Origin of the sequence: Bordetella genomosp. 5 (assembly GCF_002261315.1) — a bacterium.
GTDB lineage: Bacteria > Pseudomonadota > Gammaproteobacteria > Burkholderiales > Burkholderiaceae_B > Bordetella.
Genome location: NZ_NEVP01000011.1, coordinates 239,405 through 265,118 on the forward strand (window position 1 = coordinate 239,405; position 25,714 = coordinate 265,118).

General features: G+C 68.8%; 24 protein-coding genes. 11 read left to right on the forward strand and 13 right to left on the reverse strand.

Annotation, left to right across the window (positions count from 1 at the left end; all coding sequences use genetic code 11):
* Nucleotides 1–11 precede the first annotated feature (11 nt).
* From CAL25_RS18250 to CAL25_RS18275, 6 genes are read right to left on the reverse strand one after another with little or no spacing between them, the layout of a single operon-like run.
* Nucleotides 12–1,025: a chemotaxis response regulator protein-glutamate methylesterase gene (locus CAL25_RS18250; protein WP_094802566.1), complete on the reverse strand. Its 1,014-nt coding sequence runs from the start codon at nt 1,023–1,025 to the stop codon at nt 12–14.
* Nucleotides 1,022–3,361 (reverse strand): hybrid sensor histidine kinase/response regulator, encoded by a 2,340-nt coding sequence (locus CAL25_RS18255; RefSeq protein ID WP_094802568.1) that lies wholly within the window; start codon nt 3,359–3,361, stop codon nt 1,022–1,024. Before CAL25_RS18255 ends, CAL25_RS18250 begins: the two co-directional genes overlap by 4 nt.
* Nucleotides 3,358–4,029, reverse strand: coding sequence for a chemotaxis protein CheW (locus tag CAL25_RS18260; RefSeq protein ID WP_094802570.1), 672 nt, complete (start codon nt 4,027–4,029; stop codon nt 3,358–3,360). The genes CAL25_RS18255 and CAL25_RS18260 overlap by 4 nt, the downstream gene beginning before the upstream one ends.
* The gene (locus CAL25_RS18265) at nt 4,022–5,341 is read right to left on the reverse strand and encodes a CheR family methyltransferase (protein ID WP_094802572.1); all 1,320 of its coding nucleotides are present in this window, start codon (nt 5,339–5,341) and stop codon (nt 4,022–4,024) included. Before CAL25_RS18265 ends, CAL25_RS18260 begins: the two co-directional genes overlap by 8 nt.
* Entirely contained in the window at nt 5,338–5,856 is a 519-nt protein-coding gene (locus CAL25_RS18270) for a chemotaxis protein CheW (protein WP_094802574.1), read from the reverse strand. The genes CAL25_RS18265 and CAL25_RS18270 overlap by 4 nt, the downstream gene beginning before the upstream one ends.
* 24 nt (nt 5,857–5,880) lie before the next feature.
* Nucleotides 5,881–7,500 carry a methyl-accepting chemotaxis protein gene (locus CAL25_RS18275; protein WP_094802576.1) on the reverse strand — a complete coding sequence of 540 codons (1,620 nt, stop codon included), beginning with the start codon at nt 7,498–7,500 and terminating at the stop codon, nt 5,881–5,883.
* A gap of 332 nt (nt 7,501–7,832) precedes the next feature.
* Here CAL25_RS18275 and CAL25_RS18280 point away from each other — a divergent pair, with 332 nt between their 5' ends.
* The 7 genes from CAL25_RS18280 (at nt 7,833) to cynS (ending at nt 13,968) form a co-directional block, all read left to right on the forward strand.
* Nucleotides 7,833–8,999, forward strand: coding sequence for a PAS domain-containing sensor histidine kinase (locus CAL25_RS18280; RefSeq protein WP_094802578.1), 1,167 nt, complete (start codon nt 7,833–7,835; stop codon nt 8,997–8,999).
* Nucleotides 9,000–9,008: 9 nt separating this feature from the next.
* Nucleotides 9,009–9,644 (forward strand): response regulator, encoded by a 636-nt coding sequence (locus CAL25_RS18285; RefSeq protein WP_094802580.1) that lies wholly within the window; start codon nt 9,009–9,011, stop codon nt 9,642–9,644.
* Between the two features lie 140 nt (nt 9,645–9,784).
* Nucleotides 9,785–10,465: a DJ-1/PfpI family protein gene (locus tag CAL25_RS18290; RefSeq protein ID WP_094802582.1), complete on the forward strand. Its 681-nt coding sequence runs from the start codon at nt 9,785–9,787 to the stop codon at nt 10,463–10,465.
* Nucleotides 10,466–10,481: 16 nt separating this feature from the next.
* A complete protein-coding gene (locus tag CAL25_RS18295; protein WP_094802584.1) occupies nt 10,482–11,834 on the forward strand; it encodes a CmpA/NrtA family ABC transporter substrate-binding protein in 1,353 nt (450 codons plus the stop codon).
* The gene (gene ntrB / locus CAL25_RS18300; RefSeq protein WP_094802586.1) at nt 11,834–12,685 is read left to right on the forward strand and encodes a nitrate ABC transporter permease; all 852 of its coding nucleotides are present in this window, start codon (nt 11,834–11,836) and stop codon (nt 12,683–12,685) included. The genes CAL25_RS18295 and ntrB overlap by 1 nt, the downstream gene beginning before the upstream one ends.
* A gap of 4 nt (nt 12,686–12,689) precedes the next feature.
* The gene (locus CAL25_RS18305; RefSeq protein WP_094802588.1) at nt 12,690–13,478 is read left to right on the forward strand and encodes an ABC transporter ATP-binding protein; all 789 of its coding nucleotides are present in this window, start codon (nt 12,690–12,692) and stop codon (nt 13,476–13,478) included.
* A 46-nt stretch (nt 13,479–13,524) separates the two neighbouring features.
* Nucleotides 13,525–13,968, forward strand: a complete 444-nt coding sequence (cynS, locus tag CAL25_RS18310) for a cyanase (RefSeq protein ID WP_094803275.1) — start codon at nt 13,525–13,527, stop codon at nt 13,966–13,968.
* A 56-nt stretch (nt 13,969–14,024) separates the two neighbouring features.
* On the opposite strand, the gene CAL25_RS18315 is transcribed toward cynS, so the two are convergent.
* Genes CAL25_RS18315 through CAL25_RS18345 form a run of 7 tightly spaced genes read right to left on the reverse strand, consistent with a single transcriptional unit; the run spans nt 14,025 to nt 20,709 of the window.
* On the reverse strand, nt 14,025–15,038 hold the full coding sequence (locus CAL25_RS18315; protein ID WP_249279142.1) for a Bug family tripartite tricarboxylate transporter substrate binding protein: 1,014 nt from the start codon (nt 15,036–15,038) through the stop codon (nt 14,025–14,027).
* A 42-nt stretch (nt 15,039–15,080) separates the two neighbouring features.
* Nucleotides 15,081–15,497 carry a carboxymuconolactone decarboxylase family protein gene (locus tag CAL25_RS18320; protein WP_094802592.1) on the reverse strand — a complete coding sequence of 139 codons (417 nt, stop codon included), beginning with the start codon at nt 15,495–15,497 and terminating at the stop codon, nt 15,081–15,083.
* A gap of 29 nt (nt 15,498–15,526) precedes the next feature.
* On the reverse strand, nt 15,527–17,137 hold the full coding sequence (locus CAL25_RS18325) for a GMC family oxidoreductase (protein WP_094802594.1): 1,611 nt from the start codon (nt 17,135–17,137) through the stop codon (nt 15,527–15,529).
* Nucleotides 17,138–17,148: 11 nt separating this feature from the next.
* Nucleotides 17,149–17,958: an SDR family NAD(P)-dependent oxidoreductase gene (locus CAL25_RS18330; RefSeq protein WP_094802596.1), complete on the reverse strand. Its 810-nt coding sequence runs from the start codon at nt 17,956–17,958 to the stop codon at nt 17,149–17,151.
* Complete coding sequence (locus tag CAL25_RS18335) at nt 17,959–18,777, reverse strand: shikimate dehydrogenase family protein (RefSeq protein ID WP_094802598.1); 819 nt, start codon at nt 18,775–18,777, stop codon at nt 17,959–17,961.
* On the reverse strand, nt 18,774–19,706 hold the full coding sequence (locus CAL25_RS18340) for an NAD(P)-dependent oxidoreductase (protein ID WP_094802600.1): 933 nt from the start codon (nt 19,704–19,706) through the stop codon (nt 18,774–18,776). The genes CAL25_RS18335 and CAL25_RS18340 overlap by 4 nt, the downstream gene beginning before the upstream one ends.
* Nucleotides 19,707–19,743: 37 nt before the next feature.
* On the reverse strand, nt 19,744–20,709 hold the full coding sequence (locus tag CAL25_RS18345) for a tripartite tricarboxylate transporter substrate binding protein (protein WP_094802602.1): 966 nt from the start codon (nt 20,707–20,709) through the stop codon (nt 19,744–19,746).
* 138 nt (nt 20,710–20,847) lie between these two features.
* Between CAL25_RS18345 and CAL25_RS18350 the strand changes: the two genes are divergently transcribed.
* From CAL25_RS18350 to CAL25_RS18365, 4 genes are all read left to right on the forward strand, one after another.
* On the forward strand, nt 20,848–21,765 hold the full coding sequence (locus CAL25_RS18350; RefSeq protein ID WP_094802604.1) for a LysR family transcriptional regulator: 918 nt from the start codon (nt 20,848–20,850) through the stop codon (nt 21,763–21,765).
* 235 nt (nt 21,766–22,000) lie between these two features.
* Nucleotides 22,001–23,449 carry an aldehyde dehydrogenase family protein gene (locus CAL25_RS18355; RefSeq protein WP_094803277.1) on the forward strand — a complete coding sequence of 483 codons (1,449 nt, stop codon included), beginning with the start codon at nt 22,001–22,003 and terminating at the stop codon, nt 23,447–23,449.
* A gap of 14 nt (nt 23,450–23,463) precedes the next feature.
* Nucleotides 23,464–24,627 carry an iron-containing alcohol dehydrogenase gene (locus CAL25_RS18360; RefSeq protein ID WP_094802606.1) on the forward strand — a complete coding sequence of 388 codons (1,164 nt, stop codon included), beginning with the start codon at nt 23,464–23,466 and terminating at the stop codon, nt 24,625–24,627.
* Nucleotides 24,628–24,657: 30 nt separating this feature from the next.
* On the forward strand, nt 24,658–25,707 hold the full coding sequence (locus tag CAL25_RS18365) for a LacI family DNA-binding transcriptional regulator (protein ID WP_094802608.1): 1,050 nt from the start codon (nt 24,658–24,660) through the stop codon (nt 25,705–25,707).
* Nucleotides 25,708–25,714 lie beyond the last annotated feature (7 nt).

Here is a 25,714-nt window from a genome sequence, read left to right on the forward strand (position 1 = left end):
GACGACGCGCGTCAGGCAAACGCCTGCACCAGTCTCGGCGCGATCGTCTCCAGCGGCTTGATTTCCTTGGCTGCGCCCAGCGCCGCCGCGGCCTTGGGCATGCCATACACCGCGCTGGTGGCCTGATCCTGCGCGATGGTGAGACAGCCGCGATCGCGCAAGGCCTTCAGTCCCTGGGCGCCGTCCTGCCCCATTCCGGTAAGCAGCACGCCCACGACCGAGCCTCGCCAATGGCGCGCCACGCTGTGGAAAAACACATCGATCGACGGCCGGTACAGGCTCTCGCGGGGCTCGCGGGTATAGGCGAGCCTACCATCCTCCTGCATCACGAGGTGATCGTCGGTGCCGGCCAGCAGCACTTCGCCCGGTGCCGGCATCTCGCCGTGCGCCGCCAGCCGCACCGGCAGCGCCACCTGGTCGTTGAGCCAGCTCGCCATGCCGGCCGCGAATATGGCATCCACATGCTGCACCAGCACGACAGCCGCCGGAAAGTTGACCGGCAGCGCGGACAGCAGCTTGGCCAGGCTCGGCGGCCCGCCGGCCGAGGCGCCGATGACCACCATGCGCTGCGACCCCGGCGACGACGCGCTGGCCGTGACCGGCGCCAGCGTGGGTCGGGTCTTGCCGTAACGCCCGATCAGCCAGCCGATATTGCGGATCTTGCGCAGCAGCGGCTGGGCCGCGGCACGCGGGTCGGCGCCACCCAGCACCGGCGTATCGACGGCGTCGAGTGCACCGTGGCCCATCGCCTCGAACACGCCCGCCGTGTTGCGCGTCATGTCGGAGGTGACGATGACGATGGCGCAGGGCGAGTCGGCCATGATGCGGCGCGTGGCCTCCGCCCCGCCCATCTCGGGCATGATGAGATCCATCAGGATCACGTCGGGCCGGTCGTGGGCGCAATGCGCCACGGCCTGCGCGCCATCGGTGGCCACCCAGGCGACGGTGAAGTCCGGTTCCAGCGACAACGCGCGCCGCAAGGTCTCGACGGCCAGCGGCATATCATTGACGATCGCTATTCTCACGATCCAGGATTCCCGATCAGGTCTGCGACGGCGTCCAGAAGGGCGTCGTCATGGAAGCTGCCCTTCGCCAGGTAGTAATCAGCACCCGCATCCAGCCCGCGGCGCCGATCCTCCTCGCGATCTTTGTAAGAAACCACCATCACCGGCAAAACCTGCAACTGCGGATCCGCCTTGATCCGCGAGACCAGCTCGATGCCATCCATGCGCGGCATGTCGACATCGGTTACTACCAGATCGAACGGCTCGGCACGCAGCATGTTCCAGCCATCCATGCCGTCGACCGCGACCGCCACATCGTAACCTCGGTTGAGCAGCAGCTTGCGCTCCAACTCACGCACCGTCAATGAGTCGTCGACCACCAGCACGCGCTTGCGTCGCGACGCGACCCGTTCCTGGGCCCGGTGTTCGACCCGGCCCACCCCGCCGCCGTCGATCAGCTTCTGCACCGAATGCAGCAGATCCTCGACGTCGAGAATCAACAAGGGCGTGCCGTCGTCCATCAGCGAGCCTGCCAGCACGTCCTGCACCTTGCCCAGGCGCGGATCGAGGGGCTGCACCACCAGAGTTCGCTCGCCGATGTACCGGTCGACCGCCACGCCGTAGAACTGGTCATGGTCGCCCAGCACCACCACCGCCACCTCGTCGCGGGACGCGGCCTCCCCATCGTAGCGCAGCAACTGCCGTGCCGAAACCAGGCCGATCTGGCGGTTCTGGAAGCGGAAATGCGGATGCCCCTCGAGCTGCTCGATGTCGGCGACCGGCACCTGCAGCGCGTGCGCCACGTACGCCAGCGGGAATGCGTAGATCTCGCCGCCCACCTCGACCAGCAGGCTGCGCACCACCGACAGCGACAGCGGCATCTCGAGCACGAAGCGCGTGCCCTGCCCGAGCGTCTGGTGCACCCGCACGGTGCCGCGCAGCTTGCGAACCATGGTCTGGACGACATCCAGACCCACGCCGCGTCCCGAGATCTCCGTCACGGCCGACCGGGTCGAGAAACCGGACAGGAAAAGGAATTCGAGCAGCTCGGCTTCGCTCAGGCGCTCCGCCGTCTCGGTGGTGGTGAGCTTGCGTTCCACCACCTCGCGCCGCAGCCGGTCGAGGTCGATGCCTCCGCCGTCGTCCGCCAGTTCGATCAGCAGCATGCCGGCGCTATGGCGCGCCGACAGCGTCACCACGCCCTCGGCGGGCTTGCCCGCCGCCGCGCGCGTGGCGGCATCCTCGATACCGTGGTCGACCGCGTTGCGCAGCAGCTGCATGAGCGGAGCGTCGAGCTTCTCCATGATGTCGCGATCGACTTCGGTGGCTTCGCCGCGGATCTCCAGGCGCACCTGCTTGCCCAGCGAGCGCCCCAGATCGCGCACCATGCGCGGCATGCCACCCAGACCATCGCCGAATGGCCGCATGCGGCAGGCCAGCGCGGTGTCGTAGAGGCGCTGCGCCAGGTGCGACATGCGCCAGCCGAAATCGTCGACCTCGCTCAGACGCGAGGTCAGCTCCTGCTGGCACTGTTGCAGCAGGCGCGTCGCGTCCTGCAAGGCGGCCTGCGCCAGCGCGCCTTCGCCTTCCGCGCGCACCACGTCCAGCGCGCGGCCCGCTTGCGCCTGCAGCCGCTTGAGCCGCAGCATCGACGCCGAGAACGGCGCCATCCAGTGCGATTCGACCAGCGTCTGGCTCGACAGCCCCAGCAATTGATTGAGCGTGTCGGCGGTCACGCGCAACACGCGCTCGCCATCCGCATTGCGTTCGACGCGCTCGCTCTGATCCCCGCTGCGGCGGCTCGGCAGCGCGGTGGCGGACTCGGGCGGCGCGGTCGACGGCGCGGCGGGCGCGGCCGCTGGCATGGGCATGGGCACGGAGGCGGGATGCGACAGGGCGGGCGAGCCGACCGGATCGGCGGCCGGCGGCATCATCGCCGGCGCGGTCGGCCGGAACACCGGCGGCGCGGGGACGGCGGGAGGCTGCGCGCTCAGGCGCGCCACCAGCGCATCGATCTCGGCGTCCAGCTGGGCGCCGGGCTCGGCCACGCGTTGCAGCAGGTCGGCGCCGGCCAGCAGCGCGTCGATATCCGAGGCCGCGAGCCGCAGCCGCCCCTGTTGGGCCGCGACCAGGCAGTCTTCCATGGCGTGCGCGATGCGCACGGCCGGATCGAGATCGACGATGCGTGCCGCGCCCTTGAGCGAATGCGCGGCCCGCATGCAGTCCTCGAGATGCTGGGCCGATACCGGATCCTGTTCGAGGGCCAGCAGACCGTGGTTGAGCACCTGCACCTGCGTGCGGGTCTCCAGCTGAAACAGCTCGAGCAGCGAGGCGTCGCGCATCTGATCGGGATTCACGCGAGACTCCGTTCCAGGGCCTGCTTCAGCAGCGATTCGTCGAGCAGGCCCACGGCCCGGCCATCGACCCGTATCACCCCACGCGAAAACTTGACGGGCGCTTGCGCCAGCGTGCTAGGCAGGGCCTCGAGGGCAGCGCCCGTCACGCTATGCATGCCCGAGACTTCGTCCACCGGCAGCACCAGCCGGCGATCCTTGCCGCCGAACACCAGCACGCGCGCCTCGGCCCGGTCACGCACACCGCCGCCTTCGAGTTCCAGCAGACGGGCCAGCGACACGCACACGGTCAAGGTGCCGCGCACGTTGGTCAGGCCGAGCACCGCGCGATCCCGCCGGTGCGGCAGGCTGTGGATCGGACGCGGCGCGGCCACTTCGATCAATGCGCGCGACGGCAAGGCCAGCCATTCGCGCGCCACGCGGAACACCAGCACGACGAGCGCTCGCTCGTCGGACGCGTGCCACAACGGCGCGGACAGCGGCGCGACGCTCTGCGCCGAGGCGGTCTGCACCGGAATGCGGTCCAGCAGCTGACGCGCGGCGCTGGCATAAACGGCGCAGTTGCGGCAATGCACATGCTCGCGCAATCGCTCGCAGCTGCCATCGCCATGAATCCCGATACGATTCCAGCAGTCGTCCACATCGGGCAGATCGCCGCGAAGCTCATTCATGGCCGTCTCCCGCGCGCTGCGCGCGCTCCTGCAGACGCTGCGCACCCTCGGCGTCGCCGCGGGCCGCGACCAGCGCCGCAAGATGCAGCAAGGCCTCGCGGTGGCGCGGCGCCAGATAAAGCGCCTTGCGATAGGCCGACTCGGCGTCGCGCGGCCGTCCGGCCGCGTCGTGCAACAGACCGCTCAGATGAAACGCGCGTGCGCTACCGCCGTGGGTGGCCACATAGTGGTTGCAGGCTGCCAGCGCGTCTTCGAGCCGTCCCTGATCGGCCAGCGCCGTCACCTCGTCCAGCGCGGCGTCGGCCGCCGTGGCCGCTGTGGCCGCCGTGGCGGCGGGCGGCGCCGCGAAGCGCGGCGTGGCGCGGGGCACGGCGGCCCGCGCCGCGGCTGGCGATGCCGCGGCGCCCGCCCCCACCCGCCGAGCAAACGACGTCGGAGCGGCAGCCGCGGGCTTGAGTGGCTGCATGCCGGACCCGGGACGCCCGCCGTGACTGCCATGCGCGCCGTCGGCGCGGGTGCGGGGATAGAACGCGAACACCCGCGGCGAGGCCACCGCGGCATAGCCGCGCGCCGTCAGCAGGCTGGCCTCGGCCGGACCGAAGAACATCACACCCTCCGGTCGCGTCAGGCGCGCGAGCACCTGGATCGCGCGGTCCTGCGTGGCAGTATCGAAATAAATGAGCAAGTTGCGGCAGAACACAAAATCGTAGGGGAGCTGGTCTTGCAGCAGGCCGGCATCGAACAGATTGCCCTGAACGAAGCGCACGCCACGGCGCGGCGCGGGTGCCAGCACATACGTGCCATCGGCCTCGCCCGCGAAATGCCGGTCACGAAACGACAGGTCTTCGCCGCGAAACGAGTTGCGGCCGTAGCGCCCGTTGCGTGCGGTCTCGAGCGCCCGCTCGCTGATGTCGATGGCATCGATCACGACCTGATCGGCCGGCACGCCGACATCGAGCAAGGCCATGGCGATCGAATACGGTTCTTCGCCGGTCGAACAGGGAATGCTGAGCACGCGCACCAGGCCCACGCCCGCCGAGTTCTGCAGGCGCTTGCGCGCGAGCTCCGCGAGCGTCACGAGCGATTCGGGATAGCGGAAGAACCAGGTCTCCGGCACCACCACCGCTTCGATCAACTGTTGGCGCTCGGCCGCGGAAATCTGCACGTGCTGCAGGTAGGCCTGCTCGTCGTGGATGCCGCAGGCGCTCAGCCGCAACCGCACCGCGCGTTCGATGGCGGCCTGCCCCACCGAGCCGGTGTCCAGGCCGATCTCGCGCTTGAGCATCGCGCTGAACTCCGGCAGCAGATTCATGCCGCACCCTCTGCGGCGACGAACAGCAGGGCCCGCGCCGCGTCGGTCAGCAGGTCCTGCACATAGACTTTCTGCACCATGCCCCGCGCGTCGTTGAGCACCGGCCCGAGATACCGGGCCTGCTCCTGCGTGACGCCGCTGGGCTGGAAGGCCGCGGGGTCGAAGTGGGCGGTTTCGGTGGCGCCGGGCAGGATCAGGCCAAGCACATGCGATGCGCCGCCGGGATCCGGGCGATAGCGCGCCAGCGCCATGCGGGTGCTGGTCAGACGGGGCGCGGGGCCGGCACCGGCCAGCGCGCTCACGTCCACCACCGGCACGGGCACGCCTTCATGATCGAACACCCCCGCCACGTAGTCCGGGGCGTGCGGGATCCCCTTGAGCTGCACCAGCGGCCGCACGGTCACGAGATCGCGCGCCTCGAGCGCATAGCGGTCCTGGCCGATACGAAACAGCAGATAGAGCCGGCGCCCGCCGATATGGCTGGTGGGCGGGGCGGCGGCGGGCAGGCTGGCCATGGCGGGCGGGTCCGGGTGGACGCGTCAGACCTTGAAGCGCGACACGCCGTTGCGCAGGTCGTTGGCCACGAGCGTGAGATCGTCGATGGCCAGGCTCGATTGGCGCAGCGATTCGACGGTCTGCTGCGCGGCGTCGCTCAGCTGCTGCAGGGCCTGGTTGATCTGTTCCGCCCCGGTCGCCTGGGCCTGCATGCCCTCGTTGACCATCTGCACGCGCGGCGCCAGCGTCTGGACCTGCTGGATGATCTGATTGAGCTGGTCGCCGACCTGCTGCATTTCGTTCATGCCGCGGCGGACCTCTTCCGAGAACTTGTCCATGCCCATCACGCCCGCGGACACCGAGGACTGGATCTCGCGGACCATCTGCTCGATGTCGTAGGTCGCGACGGCGGTCTGGTCGGCCAGACGGCGAATCTCGGTGGCGACCACGACGAAGCCGCGGCCGTACTCGCCCGCCTTCTCGGCCTCGATCGCGGCGTTCAGCGACAGCAGGTTGGTCTGATCGGCCACCTTGTTGATGGTGGTGACCACCTGCGTGATGTTGCCGGCCTTCTCGTTCAGGACGGCCAGCTTGGTGTTGACCGAGCCCGCGGCATCGACCACGTTGCGCATGGTGTCTTCCATGCGCGCCAGGCCGACCTGGCCGCTGCCGGCCAGCGAGGCGGTCTGCTCCGCGGCGCCCGACACTTCGGTCATGGTGCGCACCAGATCCCGCGACGTGGCGGAAATCTCGCGCGAGGTCGCGCCGATCTCGGTCGTCGTGGCGGCCACTTCCGAGGCGGTCGCCTGCTGTTGCTTGGACGTGGCGGCGATCTCGGTCACCGAGGTCGCGACCTGCACGGCCGAACGCTGGGTGCGGCCCACCAGACCGGTCAGCTCGTCGACCATGCCGTTGAAGCCGTTCTCGATCATGGCGAATTCATCGTTGCGCTCGAGCTTGAGCCGGCGCGACAGGTCGCCACTGCCCGTGGTCTCGAGCGTGCCCACGATGGTGCGCATCGGGTTGGCAATCGCGCGCATCAGCAGCCAGCCGCAGATCAGCGCCGCCAGAATGGCCAGCCCCAGCGAGGTCAGCATGCCGAACTCGGCGTTGTCCACGGCGTCCTGAATGCCCTGGGTCGCCTGGTCGGCCTGCTTTTTGTTTTCCGCCACCATCTGCGCGAGGATGTCTCGCCCGACATAGAAGGCCGGGCGCAACTGGGTGCGGATGTACTCGCGTGCCTGCTGGGGATTGCCCAGCATCTGCGGCGTGAGCACGGCAGCGCGTATGCGCATGTAGTCGGCGAGCGCCTTCTTGAAGGCTTCGAAGAGCTGGCGGTCGTCATCGCGCATGACGGTTTTTTCATACGCCGTATAGAGTTCTTCGAGCGCCTTGTCGCTCGCCGGCAGTCCGGCCAGGCCGGCGCGCCGCTCGCCCTCGTCTTCCTGCACGTACGCATCCTGCACCAGCACGAAGCCGCCAAACCAGGCGGCGCGCACCGAGGTGCTGTAGTAGATGCCGGGTACGGCGTCGCGGTTGATGAGATCGGCCTCGGCCTCGATGTGCAGCAGGCGCCGGTAATCCACGACAACCATGAGCGCCATGATCGCGAGAATGACCAGGAAGCTGGTCCCGATACGCTGGCGCAGGGTGAAGTTTTTCATAGTGGGCGGGCCTCTGGATGCGACGGGGCGAGCGGCCGGCGTCCCGATGACCCGGCCACGTCACGATTATTGCAGCGCTTTGCAAGAATGGCGCGAAAATTAACACAGACGATTGCACGAATGCCGCGGCAAATTTCATAGTGTGAAAAGAACGGCAATGCACCGCTGGGGGCAAACCCTGCGCTGACATGCCCTCGGGGCCTCGCTACACTGCCCGGCTGAAGCCGCACGTTCGATGGGGCTCGACATAGAGACAATGCCAGGGGATGGTCTGGCCGCGGACGCCTCCGCGGCCGCCGGCGTTGCCTTGGCATTGCGCCAAGGGGCATCGCATGTTCGCCGACCTGAATCATCTGTCGCACCACGCGGCATGGCGCCGCCAGCTCGAGATGCTGCTCGAGTCGGCCGGCTCCGGCATCTACGGTATCGACCTGCGCGGGCGGTGCATCTTCATCAACGGCGCGGGCGCCTCGCTGCTCGGCTACACGCCCGACGAAGTGATCGGGCGCAACATGCACTACCTCATTCATCACTCGCACGCCGACGCCCGGCTGATGCCGGTGCACGACTGCCGCATCTTTCAGGCCTTTCGTGAAGGGCAAGGCGTGCAGGTCGATGACGAGGTCCTGTGGCGCCGCGACGGCAGCAGCTTTCCTGCCGAGTACGCGTCATATCCCATCCGCGACAACGATCAGGTGGTGGGCGCCGTGGTGACCTTCGCGGACATCTCCGCGCGCAAGCGCATCGAGCGCGAACTGCAGGCCACCCATGCCTTGCTCGAACGCCGCGTCGACGAGCGCACCGCCGAACTCAGCCGCGCCCACGACACGCTGCGCCGCCTCACCGCCCACCTGAGCACCCTGCGCGAGGAAGAGCGAGCCCATATCGCCCGCAACATCCACGACGACCTCGGCGCGTCGTTCACCGCGCTCCAGCTCGATCTGAACTGGCTGCTCCGGCGCCTGCCGCCCGAGCCGGCATTGCAGCAGCATCTCGCCCGCATGCTGGACGTGACCGCGAGCGCCATGGGCGCGACGCGCCGGATCCTGAACGATCTGCGCCCGGTCGTGCTCGACCATCTGGGCCTGTGGGCCGCGCTCGAGAGCCTGCTGCAAGACGTGCAGACGCGCAGCGGCCTGGTCTGCCGCTACCTGTGTCCGCCCGCGCTGGAGCGCCTGCGGCTCGGCCGCGCTGCGGAGATCGAGGTCTACCGGATCGTGCAGGAACTGCTGACCAACGTGCAGCGCCATGCCCGTGCCCGTCACGCCAGCGTCATCATCGCGGCGCGCGATGGCGTGCTCGACATCACCGTCGAGGATGACGGCGTGGGCATGAGCACCACGCCCGCCGCCACCTCGTTCGGCATTCTGGGCATGCGCGAGCGCGCCCGCGCCATCGGGGCCGACCTGGTTCTGGACAGCGCGCCCGGCGCGGGCACCCGCGCCAGCCTGCGGATCGACGGGCTGCCCGTGCCCGCGCTGACGAACGCCAACGACTGAGATCCCGCCATGAGCCTGCACATCCTGATCGTCGACGACCATCTCATCATCCGCCGCGGGCTCGCCCGCCTGCTCGCCGAGGACCCACGCATCGCCCGCGCCGACGAAGCCGCCGACGGCGCGGCCGCGCTGCGGGCATTGCGCAACAGCCATTACGACGCGATCGTGCTCGACGTGGCGCTGGGCGAGCGCGACGGACTGGACCTGCTCAAGACCGTGCGCGCGGAGCAACCGCGCGTCGGCGTGGTCATGCTCTCGGTCTATCCCGAAGCGCAGTTCGCGGTGCGGGCGCTGCGGGCCGGCGCGCAGGCCTACCTCAACAAGGGCTGCGATCCGGAGGCGCTGATCGGCGCGCTGGTGAACGCCGCCGCCGGCCGGCCCTACATCACCTCCGAGGTCGCGGAACTGCTTGCGCACAACGTGCGCCAGGACGGCGCCCAGGCGGCGCACGACAGCCTGTCGGATCGCGAATTCCAGGTCTTGCAGCTGCTGGTGGCGGGCAAGTCGGTGTCGGCGATCGGCGAGCAGCTCTCGCTGTCCGCCAACACCATCTCCACCTACCGCTCGCGCATCTTCGACAAACTGCGCGTGCGCTCGCTGGTGGAGCTGGTCTCGTATGCCCACGAGCACCAGCTGGGTGCATGAGACACCCTCGCGCACCGGCGCGGCGCATGGCGTGCACCGCGTAGTGCGCCCACTACACGCATATCACTGAATCCGGGATAGGCGCGTTCGCCCGCGCGCCGCATCATCCTTCCTGCCTACCCACTCGGAGCAGCAGCAGGATGAAAATCGCGGGCTTTCGGCTCGGCATCTATGTATATCGCGATGCCGAGATCCTCGACTACGCAACGCCGCACGGCGTGATGTCGATCGCGCGCCGCTTCGATCCCGAGATCGAAGTCTGCGTGATCGGCGACACGCTGCAGGCCGTCTGCACCGCCAGTGGCCTGACGCTGCTGCCCGGCCTCGCGATGAGCGACGCGCCGGCGATCGACGCCCTGTTGATACCCGGCGGCCCGGGCGCGCGGCAACAGATCCACAACCGCCGTCTGCACCGCTACATCGCCGCGCTGCCCGAGCGCTGCCTGCTGGCCGCCACGGGCGAAGGCGCCTGGATCTACGCGGCCATGGGCCTGCTCGACGGCCAGTGCGCCACCAGCCGCAAGGAGGCCGACCGCCTCGAAGCCACGCACCTGGGCTGCGCGCCGCTCGCGCGCCTCGAGATGCTCGCCCCGGCCTGCCGCACCCGCCGCGCCCGCGTGGTCGACAGCGGCCGCCTCATCACCTGCGCCGGGCCTTCGGCCGGCATCGATCTCGGCCTCCATCTGCTGCGCCGCGCCGGCCACCCCGAAGCGCTGATCGACGAGATCGCGCGCGTAATGGAGTACCGCCGCGCCTACGACCTGTATCGCGAAGACGTGGAATACGCCACGGCCAGCCCCGCCTCCCCCCAACCCCACTGACCGCCCGGAGCTCCTCATGTCTCTGTTTCGCAATCCGTTCGACGCCCGCAGCCGACTGAGCTGCGCCTGCGGCCAGCACGCCAGCGCCGCCGAGCACGACCAGGCCCTGGCCGGCGACGCGCTCCATGAGCGCGCCGTCGAAGGCGCCATCATGCGCGCGCTGTTTCCCGATGACATGCTGCGGCGCCGCTTCCTGCGCGCGGTCGGCTCGGGCACCGCGCTGGCGGCCGTGGCCTCGCTGTTTCCGCTCGCGGCCGCCAAAGAGGCATTCGCCCAGAGCACGGGCCCGCTCGAAAAGCAGAAACTGAAGGTCGGCTTCATTCCGATCACCTGCGCCACGCCCATCATCATGGCGCACCCCATGGGCTACTACGCCAAGCAGGGGCTCGACGTCGAGGTCGTGAAAACGGCCGGCTGGGCCCTGATCCGCGACAAGGCGATCTCCGGCGAGTACGACGCCGCGCACATGCTCTCGCCCATGCCGCTGGCGATCTCGCTGGGCGTCGGCACGAGCAGCGCCATCCCGTGGACGATGCCGGCCGTCGAGAACATCAACGGTCAGGCCATCACGCTGTCGGTCAAGCACAAGGACAAGCGCGATCCGAAGTCCTGGAAGGGATTCCGGCTCGCCGTGCCGTTCGACTACTCGATGCACAACTACCTGCTGCGCTACTACCTGGCCGAGCACGGCATCGATCCGGACACGGACGTGCAGATCCGGTCGGTGCCGCCGCCCGAGATGGTCGCGAACCTGCGGGCCGACAACATCGACGGCTTCCTGGCTCCCGACCCCGTGAACCAGCGCGCCGTGTATGACGGCGTGGGCTTCATCCACATCCTGTCGAAAGCCATCTGGGACGGCCATCCGTGCTGCGCGTTCTCGGCCAGCCGGCAGTTCGTCACCACGATGCCCAACACCTACCAGGCGCTGCTCAAGGCGATCATCGAGGCCACCGCCTACGCGCGTCAGCCGGCCAACCGCAAGGAGATCGCCGCGGCGATCGCCACGCCCAACTATCTCAACCAGCCCGTAACCGTCGTCGAACAGGTGCTCACCGGCACCTTTGCCGATGGCCTGGGCAACGTGCTGAACGTCCCCGAGCGCATCGACTTCGATCCCATGCCGTGGCAGTCGTTCGCGGTCTGGATCCTGACCCAGATGAAACGCTGGGGCCAGCTCAAGCGCGACGTCGATTATGCGCAGGTGGCCAACGAGGTGTTCCTGGCCACCGACGCGGTGCGGCTGATGCGCGAAGCCGGCCTCACGCCGCCCGCGGAGACGAGCAAGTCCTTCTCGATCATGGGCAAGCCCTTCGATCCGGCCAAGCCCGACGAATACCTCGCCAGCTTCCCGATCCGGAGGACCTGATGGCAGCCGTCCCTCCTCGCGTCCGCCTGCAGGCCGTGGCCCTGTCGATCGCATTGCTCGTGCTGCTGTTGATCGTGTGGCACGTCAGCACGCGGCCGGTCGCCGGCACGGCCAATGTCGATCCCGCGTATGCCGCGCTGGTGGGCAATGCGGCCGCGAGCGGCAGCAAGACGCCCTTCCCCGGGCCGGCCGAGGTCGGCGCGCAGCTCTGGCGCCACCTGGCCGACCCGTTCTACGACCGCGGCCCGAACGACAAGGGCATCGGCATTCAGCTGGGGCACTCCATCGTACGGGTGCTCAGTGGATTCGCGCTGGCCGCGCTGGTCGCGATTCCGCTGGGCTTTCTGATCGGCATGTCGCCCGTGGTGTATCGCGCGTTCGACCCCTACATCCAGGTGCTCAAGCCGATCTCGCCGCTCGCCTGGATGCCGCTCGCGCTCTACACCATCAAAGACGCCAACACCTCCGCCGTCTTCGTGATCTTCATCTGCTCGCTGTGGCCGATGCTGGTGAATACGGCCTTCGGCGTGGGTGCCGTGCGGCAGGACTGGCTCAACGTGGCGCGCACGCTGGAAGTGTCGCGTCTGCGCACGGCGCTGCAGGTGGTGCTGCCGGCGGCCGCGCCCACCATCATGACCGGCATGCGCATCTCGGTCGGCATCGCCTGGCTCGTGATCGTGGCCGCCGAGATGCTGATCGGCAGCACCGGCATCGGCTACTTCGTGTGGAACGAATGGAACAACCTCTCGATCACCAACATCATCTGCGCCATTCTGTTCATCGGCCTGGTGGGCATGCTGCTCGACACGCTGCTGGCGCGCGTGGCGCGGCTGGTGAGCTACAAGGAATGACGCCATGAGCACCTCTTTCCTGCAGGTACAGGGTCTCGCCAAGCGCTACCCGGGCCGCGGCGGCAAGCCGCAGGCGCCCGTGTTCGACCAGATCGACTTCGGCATCGAACGCGGCGAGTTCGTCAGCGTGATCGGCCATTCCGGCTGCGGCAAGACCACCATCCTCAACATCCTGGCGGGCATCGACGAGGCCAGCGACGGCGTCGTGATCATGGACGGCCGCGAGATCGCAGGCCCGTCGCTGGCCCGCGGCGTGGTGTTCCAGGCGCACGCACTCCTTCCGTGGCTGACCGCGCTCGAGAACGTGGCCTTCGGCGTGCGCTCGCGCTGGCCCGAAAAATCGCGCGAGGCCGTGCGCGAGCACAGCGTGCGCTACCTCGAGATGGTGGGGTTGAAGCACGCGCTCGACAAGCGGCCGAGCGAACTCTCCGGCGGCATGAAGCAGCGCGTCGGCATTGCCCGCGCCTTCGCCATCCAGCCGAAGATGCTGCTGCTCGACGAACCGTTCGGCGCGCTGGACGCGCTCACCCGCGGCACCATCCAGGACGAGCTGCGCGCCATCGTGTCCAGCACGCAGCAGACGGTGTTCATGATCACCCACGACGTGGACGAGGCGATTCTGCTGTCCGACCGAATTCTGCTCATGAGCGCCGGTCCGCACGCCCGCATCGCGGACACGGTCACGGTGGATCTGCCGCGCGACCGCACGCGCGCCAGTCTGCATCACGAGCCGCGCTACTACGAGATCCGCAATCACCTGGTCGACTTCCTCGTCGACAAGGCCGCGCACTGAAGCCCGCTGTTTTGCTATTCCGTCTCACCCCAAGGAGTTCGCCATGATGACCCGCAACGAAGTGACCGAACTGATCGTCACGCGCAAGCTGGAAAAGAAACTGAGCTGGTCCGCCATCGCCGAGGCCGTCGGCCAGAGCAAGGAGTGGACCACCGCCGCGCTGCTCGGCCAGATGACGCTCACCGAAGCGCAGGCCCAGGCCGCCGCCCGCATCCTCGATCTGCCCGCCGACGCCGTGGTGCAGCTGCAGGTGGTGCCCTACAAGGGTTCCTTGCCCACCACGGTGCCCACCGACCCGCTGATCTACCGTTTCTACGAACTGATCAGCGTGTACGGCACGACGTTCAAGGCCCTCATCCACGAAGAATTCGGCGATGGCATCATGAGCGCCATCGACTTCAAGATGGATCTGCAGCGCCAGGCCGACCCCAACGGCGATCGCGTGCAGATCCTGATGAGCGGCAAGTTCCTGCCCTACAAGACGTACTGATCGCCAGTCGACCGGATCGCGAGCGGCCCCCGCCGCTCGCGTGCAGGCGGATCGGGTCAGGATCCTTCGGGCTTGACCCCGGCGTCGGCCAGCAGCTTGCGCCAGCGCGCCACCTCGTCGGCCAGCAACTTCGCCGACCCGGCCTGCGACCGATGCGCCTCGCTCGGCACGGCCAGGCCCATCTGGGCATAGCGCTCCTGCATCGCGGGATCCGTCAACACCTTGGTCAGTGCCGCATTGAGCCGGGTGGCCACCTCGGGCTTCACGCCCTTGGGCACGAGCACCATGTTCCAGATGTCGTACTTCAGCGCCGGGTAGGCGGTTTCACTCGCGGCCGGCACGTCGGGCAACACGCCCACGCGCTTGTCGCCCATGATGACCAGCCCCTTCACCTTTTTCGACGAGATCGAGCTCACCGCCGTGCTGCTGCTCTCGATGGTGTAGTCGATGTGGCCGGCCATGACGTCGGCGGTAGCCTGCGCCGCGCCGCGGTAGTGCACCGGCGGCACCTTGACGCCCAGCGCGGCGTTCAGCAGCACGCCGCCCAGAAACGATCCCGACCCCACGCCGGCCGTGCCGAAATTCATGGTGGCGGCATGGGTCTTGGCATAGGCCGCGAACTCGTCCAGCGACTTCGCAGGAAAGTCCGCGCGCACCGACAGCACCTGCGGGGCGTCGCCGACCGAAGCGATGGCGGTGAAGTCCTTCAGCACGTCATACGGCAGGTTGCGATAGAGCGACGCGTTCGCGGCCAGCGTGCCCACGTTGCCGAGCAGCAGCGTGTAGCCATCCGGCGCGGCGCGCGCCGCGCGCGCCTGGCCCACCGAACCGCCGGCGCCCGGCACGTTCTCGACCACGATGGGCTGCTTGAGCTCTTTGGACAGCGCCTCGGCCACGGCGCGGGCCAGCACATCGGTCGCGCCGCCCGCGGTGAACGGCACCAGCATCGCGAGCGGCCGTGCGGGATAGTCCTGCGCGGCCACGGCGAAGCTGGCCAACAGACCAGCGGCCGCCAGGCCGATACGTTGCCAGTGGCGCGCGGCCTGGCCTTGCTGCATCGTTTTTTTCACTTCATGTCTCCTCATGTCTCCTGTGATGACGCGCGGCCGGATCTACTTGCCGGCCTTGGCGCGCTCGTCCAGCACTTCCTTCGCCACGCGGAAGCCGTCGACGGCCGCCGGCATGCCGCAATAGCAGGCCGCGTGCAGCAGGATTTCCTGCAGCTCCTCGCGGGTCCAGCCGTTGTTGAGCGCGCCGTTCAGATGCAGGGCGAGCTCGTGACGGCGGCCGGTGGCGATCAGTACGCTGACGGTCACCAGGCTGCGATGCTTGGCGGACAGGCCGGGCCGGCCCCACACGGCGCCCCAGGCCAGGCCCGTGACCGCCTCCTGCAACGGCGCGAAGAAGTCGTCGTCGCGCGCCCGCGCGATCGAGCGATCCACATACTCGTCGCCCAGGGTGGCGCGACGGTTGCGGTGGCCCAGTTCCACGGTTTCCGGCTTGACCGGTTCGAACTTGCTGTCTGTCATGAGTGCTCCTTGGGTGTTAACGGGATGGGTCAGGACGCGCGGGCGTCCTGCAACAACATATCGGCGCCCTTCTCGGCCACCATCATCACGGCGGCCTGGGTATTGCCCGAGACCATCGCAGGCATCACCGAGGCATCCACCACACCGAGCCCTTCGATGCCATGCACGCGCAGACGCGCGTCCACGACGCCCTCGGGGCCCGCGCCCATGCGGCAGGTGCCGATGGGGTGATAGATCGTCTGGCCGTTTTCGCGTGCGAACGACAGCCATTGCGCGTCGGTCTGCACCGACGGACCGGGGTTGAGCTCCGTCTTGACGAAGCGCGCCATCGCCGGCTGGCCCACGATGCGCCGGGCGATGCGCATGCCCGCCACGAGGCAGGCCTGGTCGCCGGCTTCGGCCAACAGATTGGGTCGGATCAAAGGCGCGGCCAGCGGATCGGCGCTGGCGACGTGGATGGAGCCGCGCGAGCGCGGCCGCAGTTGCGCCACGCCCAGGGTCATTCCCGGCCGCGTATCGAGCTTGCGCACGGCCGCATCGGCGTAGCTCGCATGCATGAAGAAGTACTGCACGTCGGGCGTCGCCAGCGCCGGGTCGGTCTTCACGAAGCCGAACACGAGCCCGGTGCCCAGCGTGAGGATGCCCTTGCGCGCCAGCGCGTAGCGCAGCACCGCCGTGCCCAGGCCCAGCCCGCGCGTGCCCTCGTTCAGGGTGGCCGCGCCCTGCACCCGCCAGTTCATGCGGGTGGCGAAGTGGTCGATGTAGTTCTCGCCGACGCCGCGCAGCGCATGGTGTACCGGCAGGCCGGCGGCCTGCAGCACCTCGGGTCGGCCGATACCGGAGAGCTCGAGCAACTGGGGCGACTGGATGGCGCCGCTGGTGAGCACCACGCGTACGCGCGCCCGAGCTTCGCCGGTGCTGCCGTCGTCACGGCGATACCGCACGCCGACGCAGCGCTTGCCTTCGAGTATCAGCCCGGTGACGCGGGCACCGGTACGGATCGTCAGATTGGGGCGCTTGCGCGCGGGTTTGAGATAGCCATCCACCACGCTCCAGCGCCGCCCGTCACGCTGGCAGACCTGGTAATACCCGAAGCCGTCCTGGCGCGCGCCGTTGTAGTCGGGGTTGCGCGGCTGGCCGTCCTCGGCGGCGGCGTCGATCATGGCGTCGGCCAGCGGAAAGCGCTCGCTCACCTCCGTGATGTGCATGGGGCCGTGGCGGCCGCGCTCGGCGCCGCCCACCGCCGTGTGCTCCACGCGGATGAAATAGGGCGCCACGTCGCGCCAGGCCCAGCCATGCGCGCCGAGGGCATCCCAGTGGTCGTAGTCGCCCGGCTGGCCCCGCACGTAAATCATGCCGTTGATCAGGGTGGAGCCGCCCAGCCCCTTGCCGCGCGGAATCGAGATGCTGCGGCCCATGACGTTGTCCTCGGGCTCGCTGCGAAACGACCAGTTCAGGCGCGGGTGCGTGAGCAGCTTGCTGAAACCGGCCGGAATCGACACCCAGGGCACCCGGGCTTCGCCGCCCGCCTCGAGCATCAGTACCGAGTGCCGGCCGCACTCGCTCAGCCGGTTGGCCAGGATGCAGCCCGCCGTGCCGCCCCCCACGAGGATGAAATCGAATTGCGCGTCAGTCGACATGAGGCCGCCTCTCAACGCACGATGTTCACGAGCGCGCCACCGTCGACCGGCAGCTCCACGCCCGTGATGAAACCGGCCTCGTCCGACGCCAGGAACACCGCGGCGTTGGCCACATCCCAGGCCGTGCCCATGCGCGCCCGCAGCGGCACGCGCGCGTCGCGCTCGGCCACCACATCGGCGCGGCTGCGGCCGAAGGTCTGCGCGCGGGTGTCCACGGCCATGGGCGTGTCGATCAGCCCGGGCAGGATCGCATTGGCGCGGACGCCGTACTCGGCGTTCTCGATGGCGAGCTGCTGCGTGTAGGCGATCATGCCGGCCTTGGACGCCTTGTACGCCACCCATGGATAGCGCTGCCAGGCGGAGACGGAAGCGATGTTGAGAATGACGCCACCGCCCTGCCGGCGCATGATGGGCAGCACGTGCTTGCCCGCCATCACGCAGCCGCGCAGATTGATCGCGCAGATGCGGTCGAACGCCGCCTCGCTGATCTCGGTGGGGCTGGCATCGCCGCCCGACACGCTGATGCCGACGTTGTAGTGCAGGATATCGATACGCCCCCACAGCCGCATCGCTTGCGCCAGCGCCTCGGCCAGTTCGTCTTCGCGCAGCACATCGGCCTGCCAGGGCAGGCATTGCGCCTGTGGCGCGAGTTCCACCGCCTTGGCGCAGGTCTGGTCGGCCGACGCCAGATCGCGGTCCACCGCGAGCACGCGTGCGCCCTCCTGCACGAAACGCAATACGGTGGCACGCCCGTTGCCGAGCGTTTCGCCCTGGCTCTGCCCCGCGCCGATCACCACGGCCACTTTATCTTTCAGTCGCATTCAGGCCTCCCCGGCTTGAGACGTTGCACGGCCGGATATGAACGCGACCATGTCCGCCACCTGTCCTTCGAGCATGCCGGCGCCGCCGTACAGACGGCAGCCGCGGGCGCGCGCCTGGGCCAGCAGCGCCGTTTCCGCGGGCTGCATGATGATGTCGGCCACCACCTGCCCGGCGCTCAGGCCTGCCGCGTCCAGCGGCAGGGGATCGCCGGGCGCCATGCCCAGCGAGGTCGCGTTGACGACGATGTCGTGGCCCGCGGGATCGGCGGAGCCGGCGCTGACCGGCAGCGCGGGATAGCGCTCGGTCAGGCGCCGCGCCAGCGCATCGATCCGGGCCCGGCTGCGATTGGCGATGGTCAGGCGGCCGATGCCGGCCTGCGCGAGCGAGAACGCAATCGCATGCGCCGCGCCGCCGGCGCCGGCCAGGTACACCGATGCTCCCCGCACCGGCACGCCCAGCGCCTCCAGACCGCGCAGGAATCCGGTGCCGTCCAGCATGCCGCCCACCAGCCGGCCGTCCGGCTCGCGCCGCACCACATTGACCGCGCCGACCGCCGCGGCGTCGCCCTCGATCTCGTCGCACAGCGGCACCACGCTCATTTTGTGCGGCACGGTAATCACCATGCCCTTGAGGTTGCGTGTGCGCCGCAGCGCCTGCATGACGTCCGGAAGGTCGGCGGGCGCGACGTGCATCGGCACCATGACCGCGTCCGTGCCGCGCGCCTGCAACAGCGCGTTGACCATCTGCGGCGTGCGAACCTGCCCGATGGGATCGGCGAGGATGCACATCAGCGCCGTATTGCCGGAGATTGGCATCATGACTTCGTTTCCTTCTTGGTTCCGGCAGCGCGGCCGCGCACCTCGACGCCGGCCCAGCGCTCCATGTACTGAATCAGGGCGGTGAAATCGAGATCCTGGCCCCCCTGCGTGATGGCGAACTCCCAGGCCTGACGCACCGACTGGCCGAGCCACATGGGCACGCCCAGCGCATGGGCCTCGTCCAGGCCGATCGAGACATCCTTGTGAATGGTGCGGATGCTGGCGCCGTAGTCGAAGGTGCCCGGCAGGACCGCCTTCGGAATCTTGTCCGTCGTGGCGCTGTTGCGGCCGGTGCTCACGTTGATGATGTCGACCATCTGATCCGGATCGAGTCCTGCCTTGGCGCCAAGCACGAGCGCCTCGTAGGCCGACACCATGTTGGCCGCGGAGATCAGGTTGTTCACCAGCTTCATCATCTGGGCCATGCCGGGCTCCGCCCCCACGTCGAAGACGTGTTTGCCCATGCCGCCGACCTGGCCCCGGATGCGCGCGAGCGCTTGCGGGGCGCCGGCCATGATGATCGACAGCGTGCCGGCATCCGCGCCCTTGGGACCGCCGCTCACCGGCGCGTCCACCATATCGATGCCTTGCGCCGACAGCCCCTGCGCGATCTCGACCACTGCCTGGCGGCCGATGGTCGACATCTCGACGTACACCTGTATCGCCTTGCCGCCTGCCACGCCGTTCTGCCCGAACGCCACGTCGCGGCTCACCCGGGCATCGGGCAGGCAGGCGTAGACGATCGGCGCCGCGTCGGCGACGGCACGCGGACTGTCGTGGACGATCGCGCCCCGTTCGCGCAACGCCGCGGCGCGGTTCGCGTCGGGGTCATGCACATGGAGCGTCACCCCCGCGCCCACCACGCGCCGCGCGATGGCGGCGCCCATTGCGCCCAGGCCGATGAAGCCTGCGACATTCTCGTTCGACATACTGTTTCCTTCGTTGAAATCCGGCGCGGCGGGCGCCTTACTGACCCGACAGATCCAGGTCCTTCATCTGCGCCTCCAGGTCCACGTAGTCCTTGCGGAACATCTGGTCGAATTGCTCGGGCGTGCCGGGCTGGGGCTGCATGCCTTGCTCGGACAGGATGCGCTTGAACTCCGGCATGGCCAGCACCTTGTTGGTGGACTGATTGATCTTCGCCACCACGTCCTTCGGCATGCCGGCGGGGCCATAGAGCCCGTACCACGTCACGACATGGAAGTCGGGGTATCCGAGCTCGGCGATCGTGGGGACGCCGGGCAGCGCCTCCACCCGTTGTGCCGACGACACCGCGAGGGGCCGCACGCGCTTCGCATCGATGAAGGTCTTGGCCGACGCGACCGACCCACCCACGAGCTCGACGTGGCCGCCGATCAGATCGGTGAGCGCGGGGTTCGAGCCCTTGTACGGCACATGGATCATGTGAGCGCCCGCCGTCTTGGTCAGCAGCGCGAGCAGCAGATGCGACATGCTGCCCTGGCCCGACGTGCCGAAGCGCAGCGCCTGGCCGTTCTGTTTCGCGGCGTCCAGGGTCTCTTTCATCGTGCCGTACTTGGGTTCGGGACCGGCGGCGATCACCATCGGGGCATCGGCCACGTTGGCGATGGCGGTGAAGTCCTTGAGCGGATCGAACTGGCGCTTGTCCTTGCTGAGCAGCGGCGCGATCACGATGTTCTCGCGCAGCGCCAGGATGATCTGATACCCGTCGGCGGGCGCGCGTGCCACCGCGCCGAGCGCGATCGCGCCGTTACCGCCCGGGCGGTTCTCGACCACCACATTCCAGCCTTCGGATTTGCTGAGGGCCTCGGCCACCTGGCGGGCCAGGATGTCGGTGCCTCCGCCCGGGCTGAACGGCACGACGAGCCGGACCGGCTTGTCCGGAAACGCCTGGGCGGCGGGGGCCAGAGCGGCCAGGCCGAGCGCGGCCACGGCCAGAAATCGGGTCAACATACAGGTCTCCTCTCTTATTGATCGAAACGTTTTTTCAAAGTATGGTTGCCACCGGCAGGATGATGAGGCCGCAGGCCAGGGTTTGAACAGCAATCCCCAGTCATAGGGGCATGACGAAAATTCACAGGAGACAGCCCGATGAACCAGCTCGCCGAATTGGAAGTGTTCATCGCGGTGGTCGAGACAGGGAGCTTCTCGGCGGCGGCGCGCCGCCTGTCGCGCACCCCATCCGCGGTGAGCAAGCTGGTCTCTCGCATGGAGGCGCGCCTGCGCACCCTGCTGTTCGAACGCACCTCGCGCGAAGTGCGGCTCACCGAGGCGGGACACACGCTGCACCGCGAAGGCCTGCGCGTGCTGGAAGCGCTCACCGAGGCCGAAAGCGCCTTGCAACTGCACGCCGAAGACGCCCGCGGCACCCTGCGCGTCCACTCGATCTTCACCTTCGCGAAATATCAGCTCGCCCCGGTCATGACCGAGTTCATGTACGAGAACCCGGAGATCCGCGTCGAGTTTCTGCTCAACAACGATCCGCTGGACATGGTCGAACACAACATCGACGTGGCGATCCACAGTGGCGCGCTGCCCGATTCGTCTCTGATCGCCCGCCGGCTGCTGGGCAGCCGATGGATCATCTGTGCCTCGCCCGACTACCTGCGCCGGCACGGCACGCCGGCCACGCCAGAAGACCTGGCGGCGCACAACTGTCTGAACTTCACCCACCGCACGCACTGGAACACCTGGCCCCTCACCACGGCGCCGCGGGGCGTAAAGGCCGTGGGCACCCTTGCCGCCGACCAGGGCGACATGCTCATGCAACTGGCCATCCACGGCGCGGGTCTCGTGCGGCTCGCCGAATTCCACATCCGCGGCGAGATCGAGGCGGGCCGCCTGGTGCCGGTGTTGCAGGCCTTGCAGCCAGACCATGCGGAGCCGCTCTTCATGATCTACAAGAGCCGCAAGTACCTCACGCCCAAGGTCCAGGCCTTCATCGATTTCCTGGACCGGCGCTTCGGTCATGCGCCCGAAGGCCTTGCGCGCATCAGCCGCGCCCGATAGCTATCCGGCGTGCCGAGCGCGCGGCCGAGACGGCGCGGCGCCTCGAGCTTTGACACCAATTCACAGGCCGGCGTGTCGGGCGGGCATCGGAGGCGCGAACGGGCGCGGGCCGGCGTGGATTCCCCCCTTGACACCGCAACTCTCCCAGCCACATCATAAAAAAACGTTTTTCCAAAACCCCCTCATCCGCCCTCGCGCCTCGCGGCCGATGGCCACCCCACGCGAACACGCCTTCATGAACGACGCTTCGATGACCCTGGCCGGCCTGCCGCCGACCGGCAATCTGATCAACGGCACCTGGACGGAGGGCGGCTCGCGCTTTCCGGTGGTGGACAAATTCACCGGCCGCGCGGTGGCGGAGGTCTGCGCCGCCAGCCGCGAGCAGGTCTCGCAGGCCGTGCGCATCGGCCGGGCCGCGGTCGAGCATGGCGCGCCGCCCCCGCACGAACGCGGCCAGGTTCTGCACCGCGCCGCCGCCCTGCTCGACGTCCATCGCCAGCGCTTCGTCGACGTGATGGTCGCCGAGGCGGGCTTCACGCTCGCTGACGCCGGCGGCGAGGTCGACCGCGCCCGCATCACGCTGGCGCTCTCGGCCGAAGAAGGCGTGCGCCTGACCGGCGAGATGGTGCCGTTCGCGGCCAGCCCCGGCGCGCATGGCCGGCTGGGCTTCACCCAACGCTTCCCGGTGGGCGTCGTCTGCGCCATCACGCCCTTCAACTCGCCGCTCAACACCGTGCTGCACAAGGTGGCGCCGGCATACGCGGCGGGCAACGCCGTCGTCCTCAAGCCCTCGGCCCTCACGCCCCTGACCAGCGCTTTGCTGGGCGAGGTGTTGCTCGAAGCCGGCATGCCGGCCGGATTCCTGGCGATTCTGCAGGGCGAAGGCGATACCGTCGGCAACTGGCTCCTGGAAGAGCAGGACATCGCCTTCTACACCTTCACCGGCAGCACGCGGGTCGGCCGCCTGATCCAGCAGGCCGCCGGCCTGCGCCGCACCCAGATGGAGCTGGGCAGCATCGCCAGCACCATCGTGTGCGCGGACGCCGATCTGGACCGCGCGATCCCGCGCATCGCCAACGCCGGACTGCGCAAGGCCGGCCAGGTCTGCACCTCCGTCCAGCGGCTGTACGTCGAACGCAGCATCGCCGACGAGGTCACCGCGCGGCTGGTGGAATTCGCCGGCACGCTCAAGGCCGGTGACCCGCGCGATCCCGCCACCCGCGTCGGCCCGCTGATCAGCATCGCGGCAGCCCAGCGTGCCGAGCAGTGGCTGCGCGAGGCCGTGCAGGGCGGCGCCCGCCTGCATTGCGGCGGCGAGCGCCAAGGCTCCGTCATCTCGCCCGCGGTTCTCACCGGCGTGCCCGAGGACGGCCGGGTCTGGTGCCAGGAAGCCTTCGCGCCGCTGATCGCCATCCGCCCGTTCGACGACTTCGACGCGATGCTCGCCAGCGCCAACGACACCCCGTTCGGCCTCTCGGCCGGCATATTCACCCGCGATCTCGAGCGCGCGCTGCAAGCCGCTCGCGTCCTGCGCTTCGGCACGGTCCAGATCAACGAAAGCTCGAGCGCGCGTTCCGACGTCATGCCGTTCGGCGGCGTCAAGGACAGCGGCTTCGGCAAAGAAGGCCCCGCCTACGCGATTCGAGAAATGACCGAAGAACGCCTCGTGATCTTCAATCCCTGACGCCACGCCCCGCCATGCAGCCCACCTCCCTCTCCACGTTCTTCTGCCCCACGCGCCTGTATCTCGGCGCCGGGGCGCATCGCAACATCGCCGATATCGTGCGCAAGCACGACTGCAAGCGGCTCTTCATCACCATCGATGCCGCGCTGCTCGACAGCGCGTTCTATGCCGACATCCGCCGCATGCTCGAGGATGACGGGGTGGCGCTGGCGCACTACGCCGAGATCGAACCCGACCCCAGCGCCCACACGGTGACGCGCGCCTTCGAGGCCTGCAACGCCCACCAGGCCACCCTGCTGCTCGCCATTGGCGGCGGCAGCACGATGGACGTGGCGAAGGCGGTCGGCATCCTGGCGACCAACGGCGGCCGCATCCACGATTACGAGGGCATCGAGAAGTTCAGCACGCCCGGCCTGCCCCTGATCGCCGTGCCCACCACGGCGGGCACGGGCTCCGAAGTGTCGGGCTCCTGCGTGATCACCGACACCGAGGCCAACCGCAAGATGTCGATCCGGCACGCGTCGCTCAACCCGGCCGCCTACGCCATCCTCGACCCGCTGGCGCTGCGCACGGTGCCCGCGCACGTCGCCGCGCACTCGGGCATGGACGCCTTCGTGCATGCGTTCGAATCGTTCATCTCGCGCCAGTCCAATCTCATCACCGATGCCATCAATCTGCAGGCGATCGCGCTGCTGTCGGCCAACATCCGGCCGTTCGTCGCCAACCGCGAGAACCTCGACGCCGGCATGAACATGCTGGTGGGCTCGGCGCTCGCCGGCATCACCTTCGGCCAGACGGGCCTGGGCAATGTGCATTGCATGGCGCGCTTTCTGGGCGCCGCCTGCCATATCTCGCATGGGCTCTCCAACGCGGTGTGCCTGCCCGTCGTGGCGCGCTTCAACCTCGCCGCCGACCCGGCGAAGTTCGCACGGATCGCGGCCGCGATGGATCGTCCGGTGCAGGGCCTGCCTCAACTCGACGCCGCCCGCGCCGCGGTCGACGCGATCGAAACGCTCTGCCGCGACCTCGGCATTCCGGCCCGGCTGCGCGATGTCGGCGCCCGCGCCGACATGCTCGACGAGCTGGCGCGGCTGAGTGGAGAGGCCGGATACAATCGCTGGAATCCGCGCCAGACCAGCCAGGCCGACTTCCGCGGCCTGTTCGAACAGGCCTATTGAGGCCCGGCGCGGGCCGCCTCCGACACCACCTTGAAGAACCGTCCTCCCTCCTCCGCCTCGACTCGGCCGGCCCGCGTCACCGTGCACGACGTCGCGCAACGCGCGGGCGTCGCCATCAGCACCGTGTCGCGCGTCGTCAATGGCGCGCCGCGCGTCGCCTCCGATATCCGCGAGCGGGTCGAGTCGGCCATCAAGGAGCTGGGCTGGGTGCCGAGCCTGGCCGCCCAGGCCATGCGCGGCGCGGCCACGCGCATGGTCGGCTTCATCTTTTCCGACGTGCGCAATCCCATGTACGCCTCGGCCATCAAGGGCGCCGAGGACGTGCTGAGCCAGCATGGCTACGCGCTGATGGTCGCCAGCAGCGGCGGATCCTCCGAACGCGAGCTGGCGCTGCTGGCACTGTTTCAGCGGCGCCGCGCCGACGGCCTGCTGTTCGGTGTCGAAGACGAATCGCATGCCGGCGTCATGCGCGCGCTCGAAGCGGCCAGTTTCCCGACCGTGCTGATCGAGCGCGAGATGACCTTGCCCATCAACGCGGTGGGCGCCGACCACTACACCGGCGTGGCGCAGGCCACGCGCCATCTGATCGGGCTGGGCCATCGCCGCATTGCGCTGATCAGCGGCGGACGCCGCAACCGCGTGGGGCGCGATCGTCTCGCCGGGCTGACCCAGGCGCACCAGGATGCCGGCCTGGCCCTCGATCCCGATCTGCTGCGCCTCGACAGCTTCTCGCCCGATTACGCCTTCCGCGAAACGCAGATGTTGCTCGGCCTTGCGCAGCCCCCCACGGCGATCATCGCGGCCGGCATGCACCTGCTCGAGGGCGTCTTGCCGGCCTTGCGCGCGGCCAGGGTCGAGGTGCCACGCCAACTCTCGCTGGTCTGCTCCAATGACACGCCGCTGGCGCGCCTGGCCACCCCCGCGATCAGCGCGATCCGCTACGACGCCCACGCCCTCGGCGCCGAGGCCGCGATGCTGCTGTTGCGCCGCATGGAAGGCCAGGAGCCTCCCAGCCACACGCGCATCCAGATTCCGACGGAGCTGGTGCTGCGCGAATCCTGCGGTCTGCCGGCCCGCTGAGCGCCAC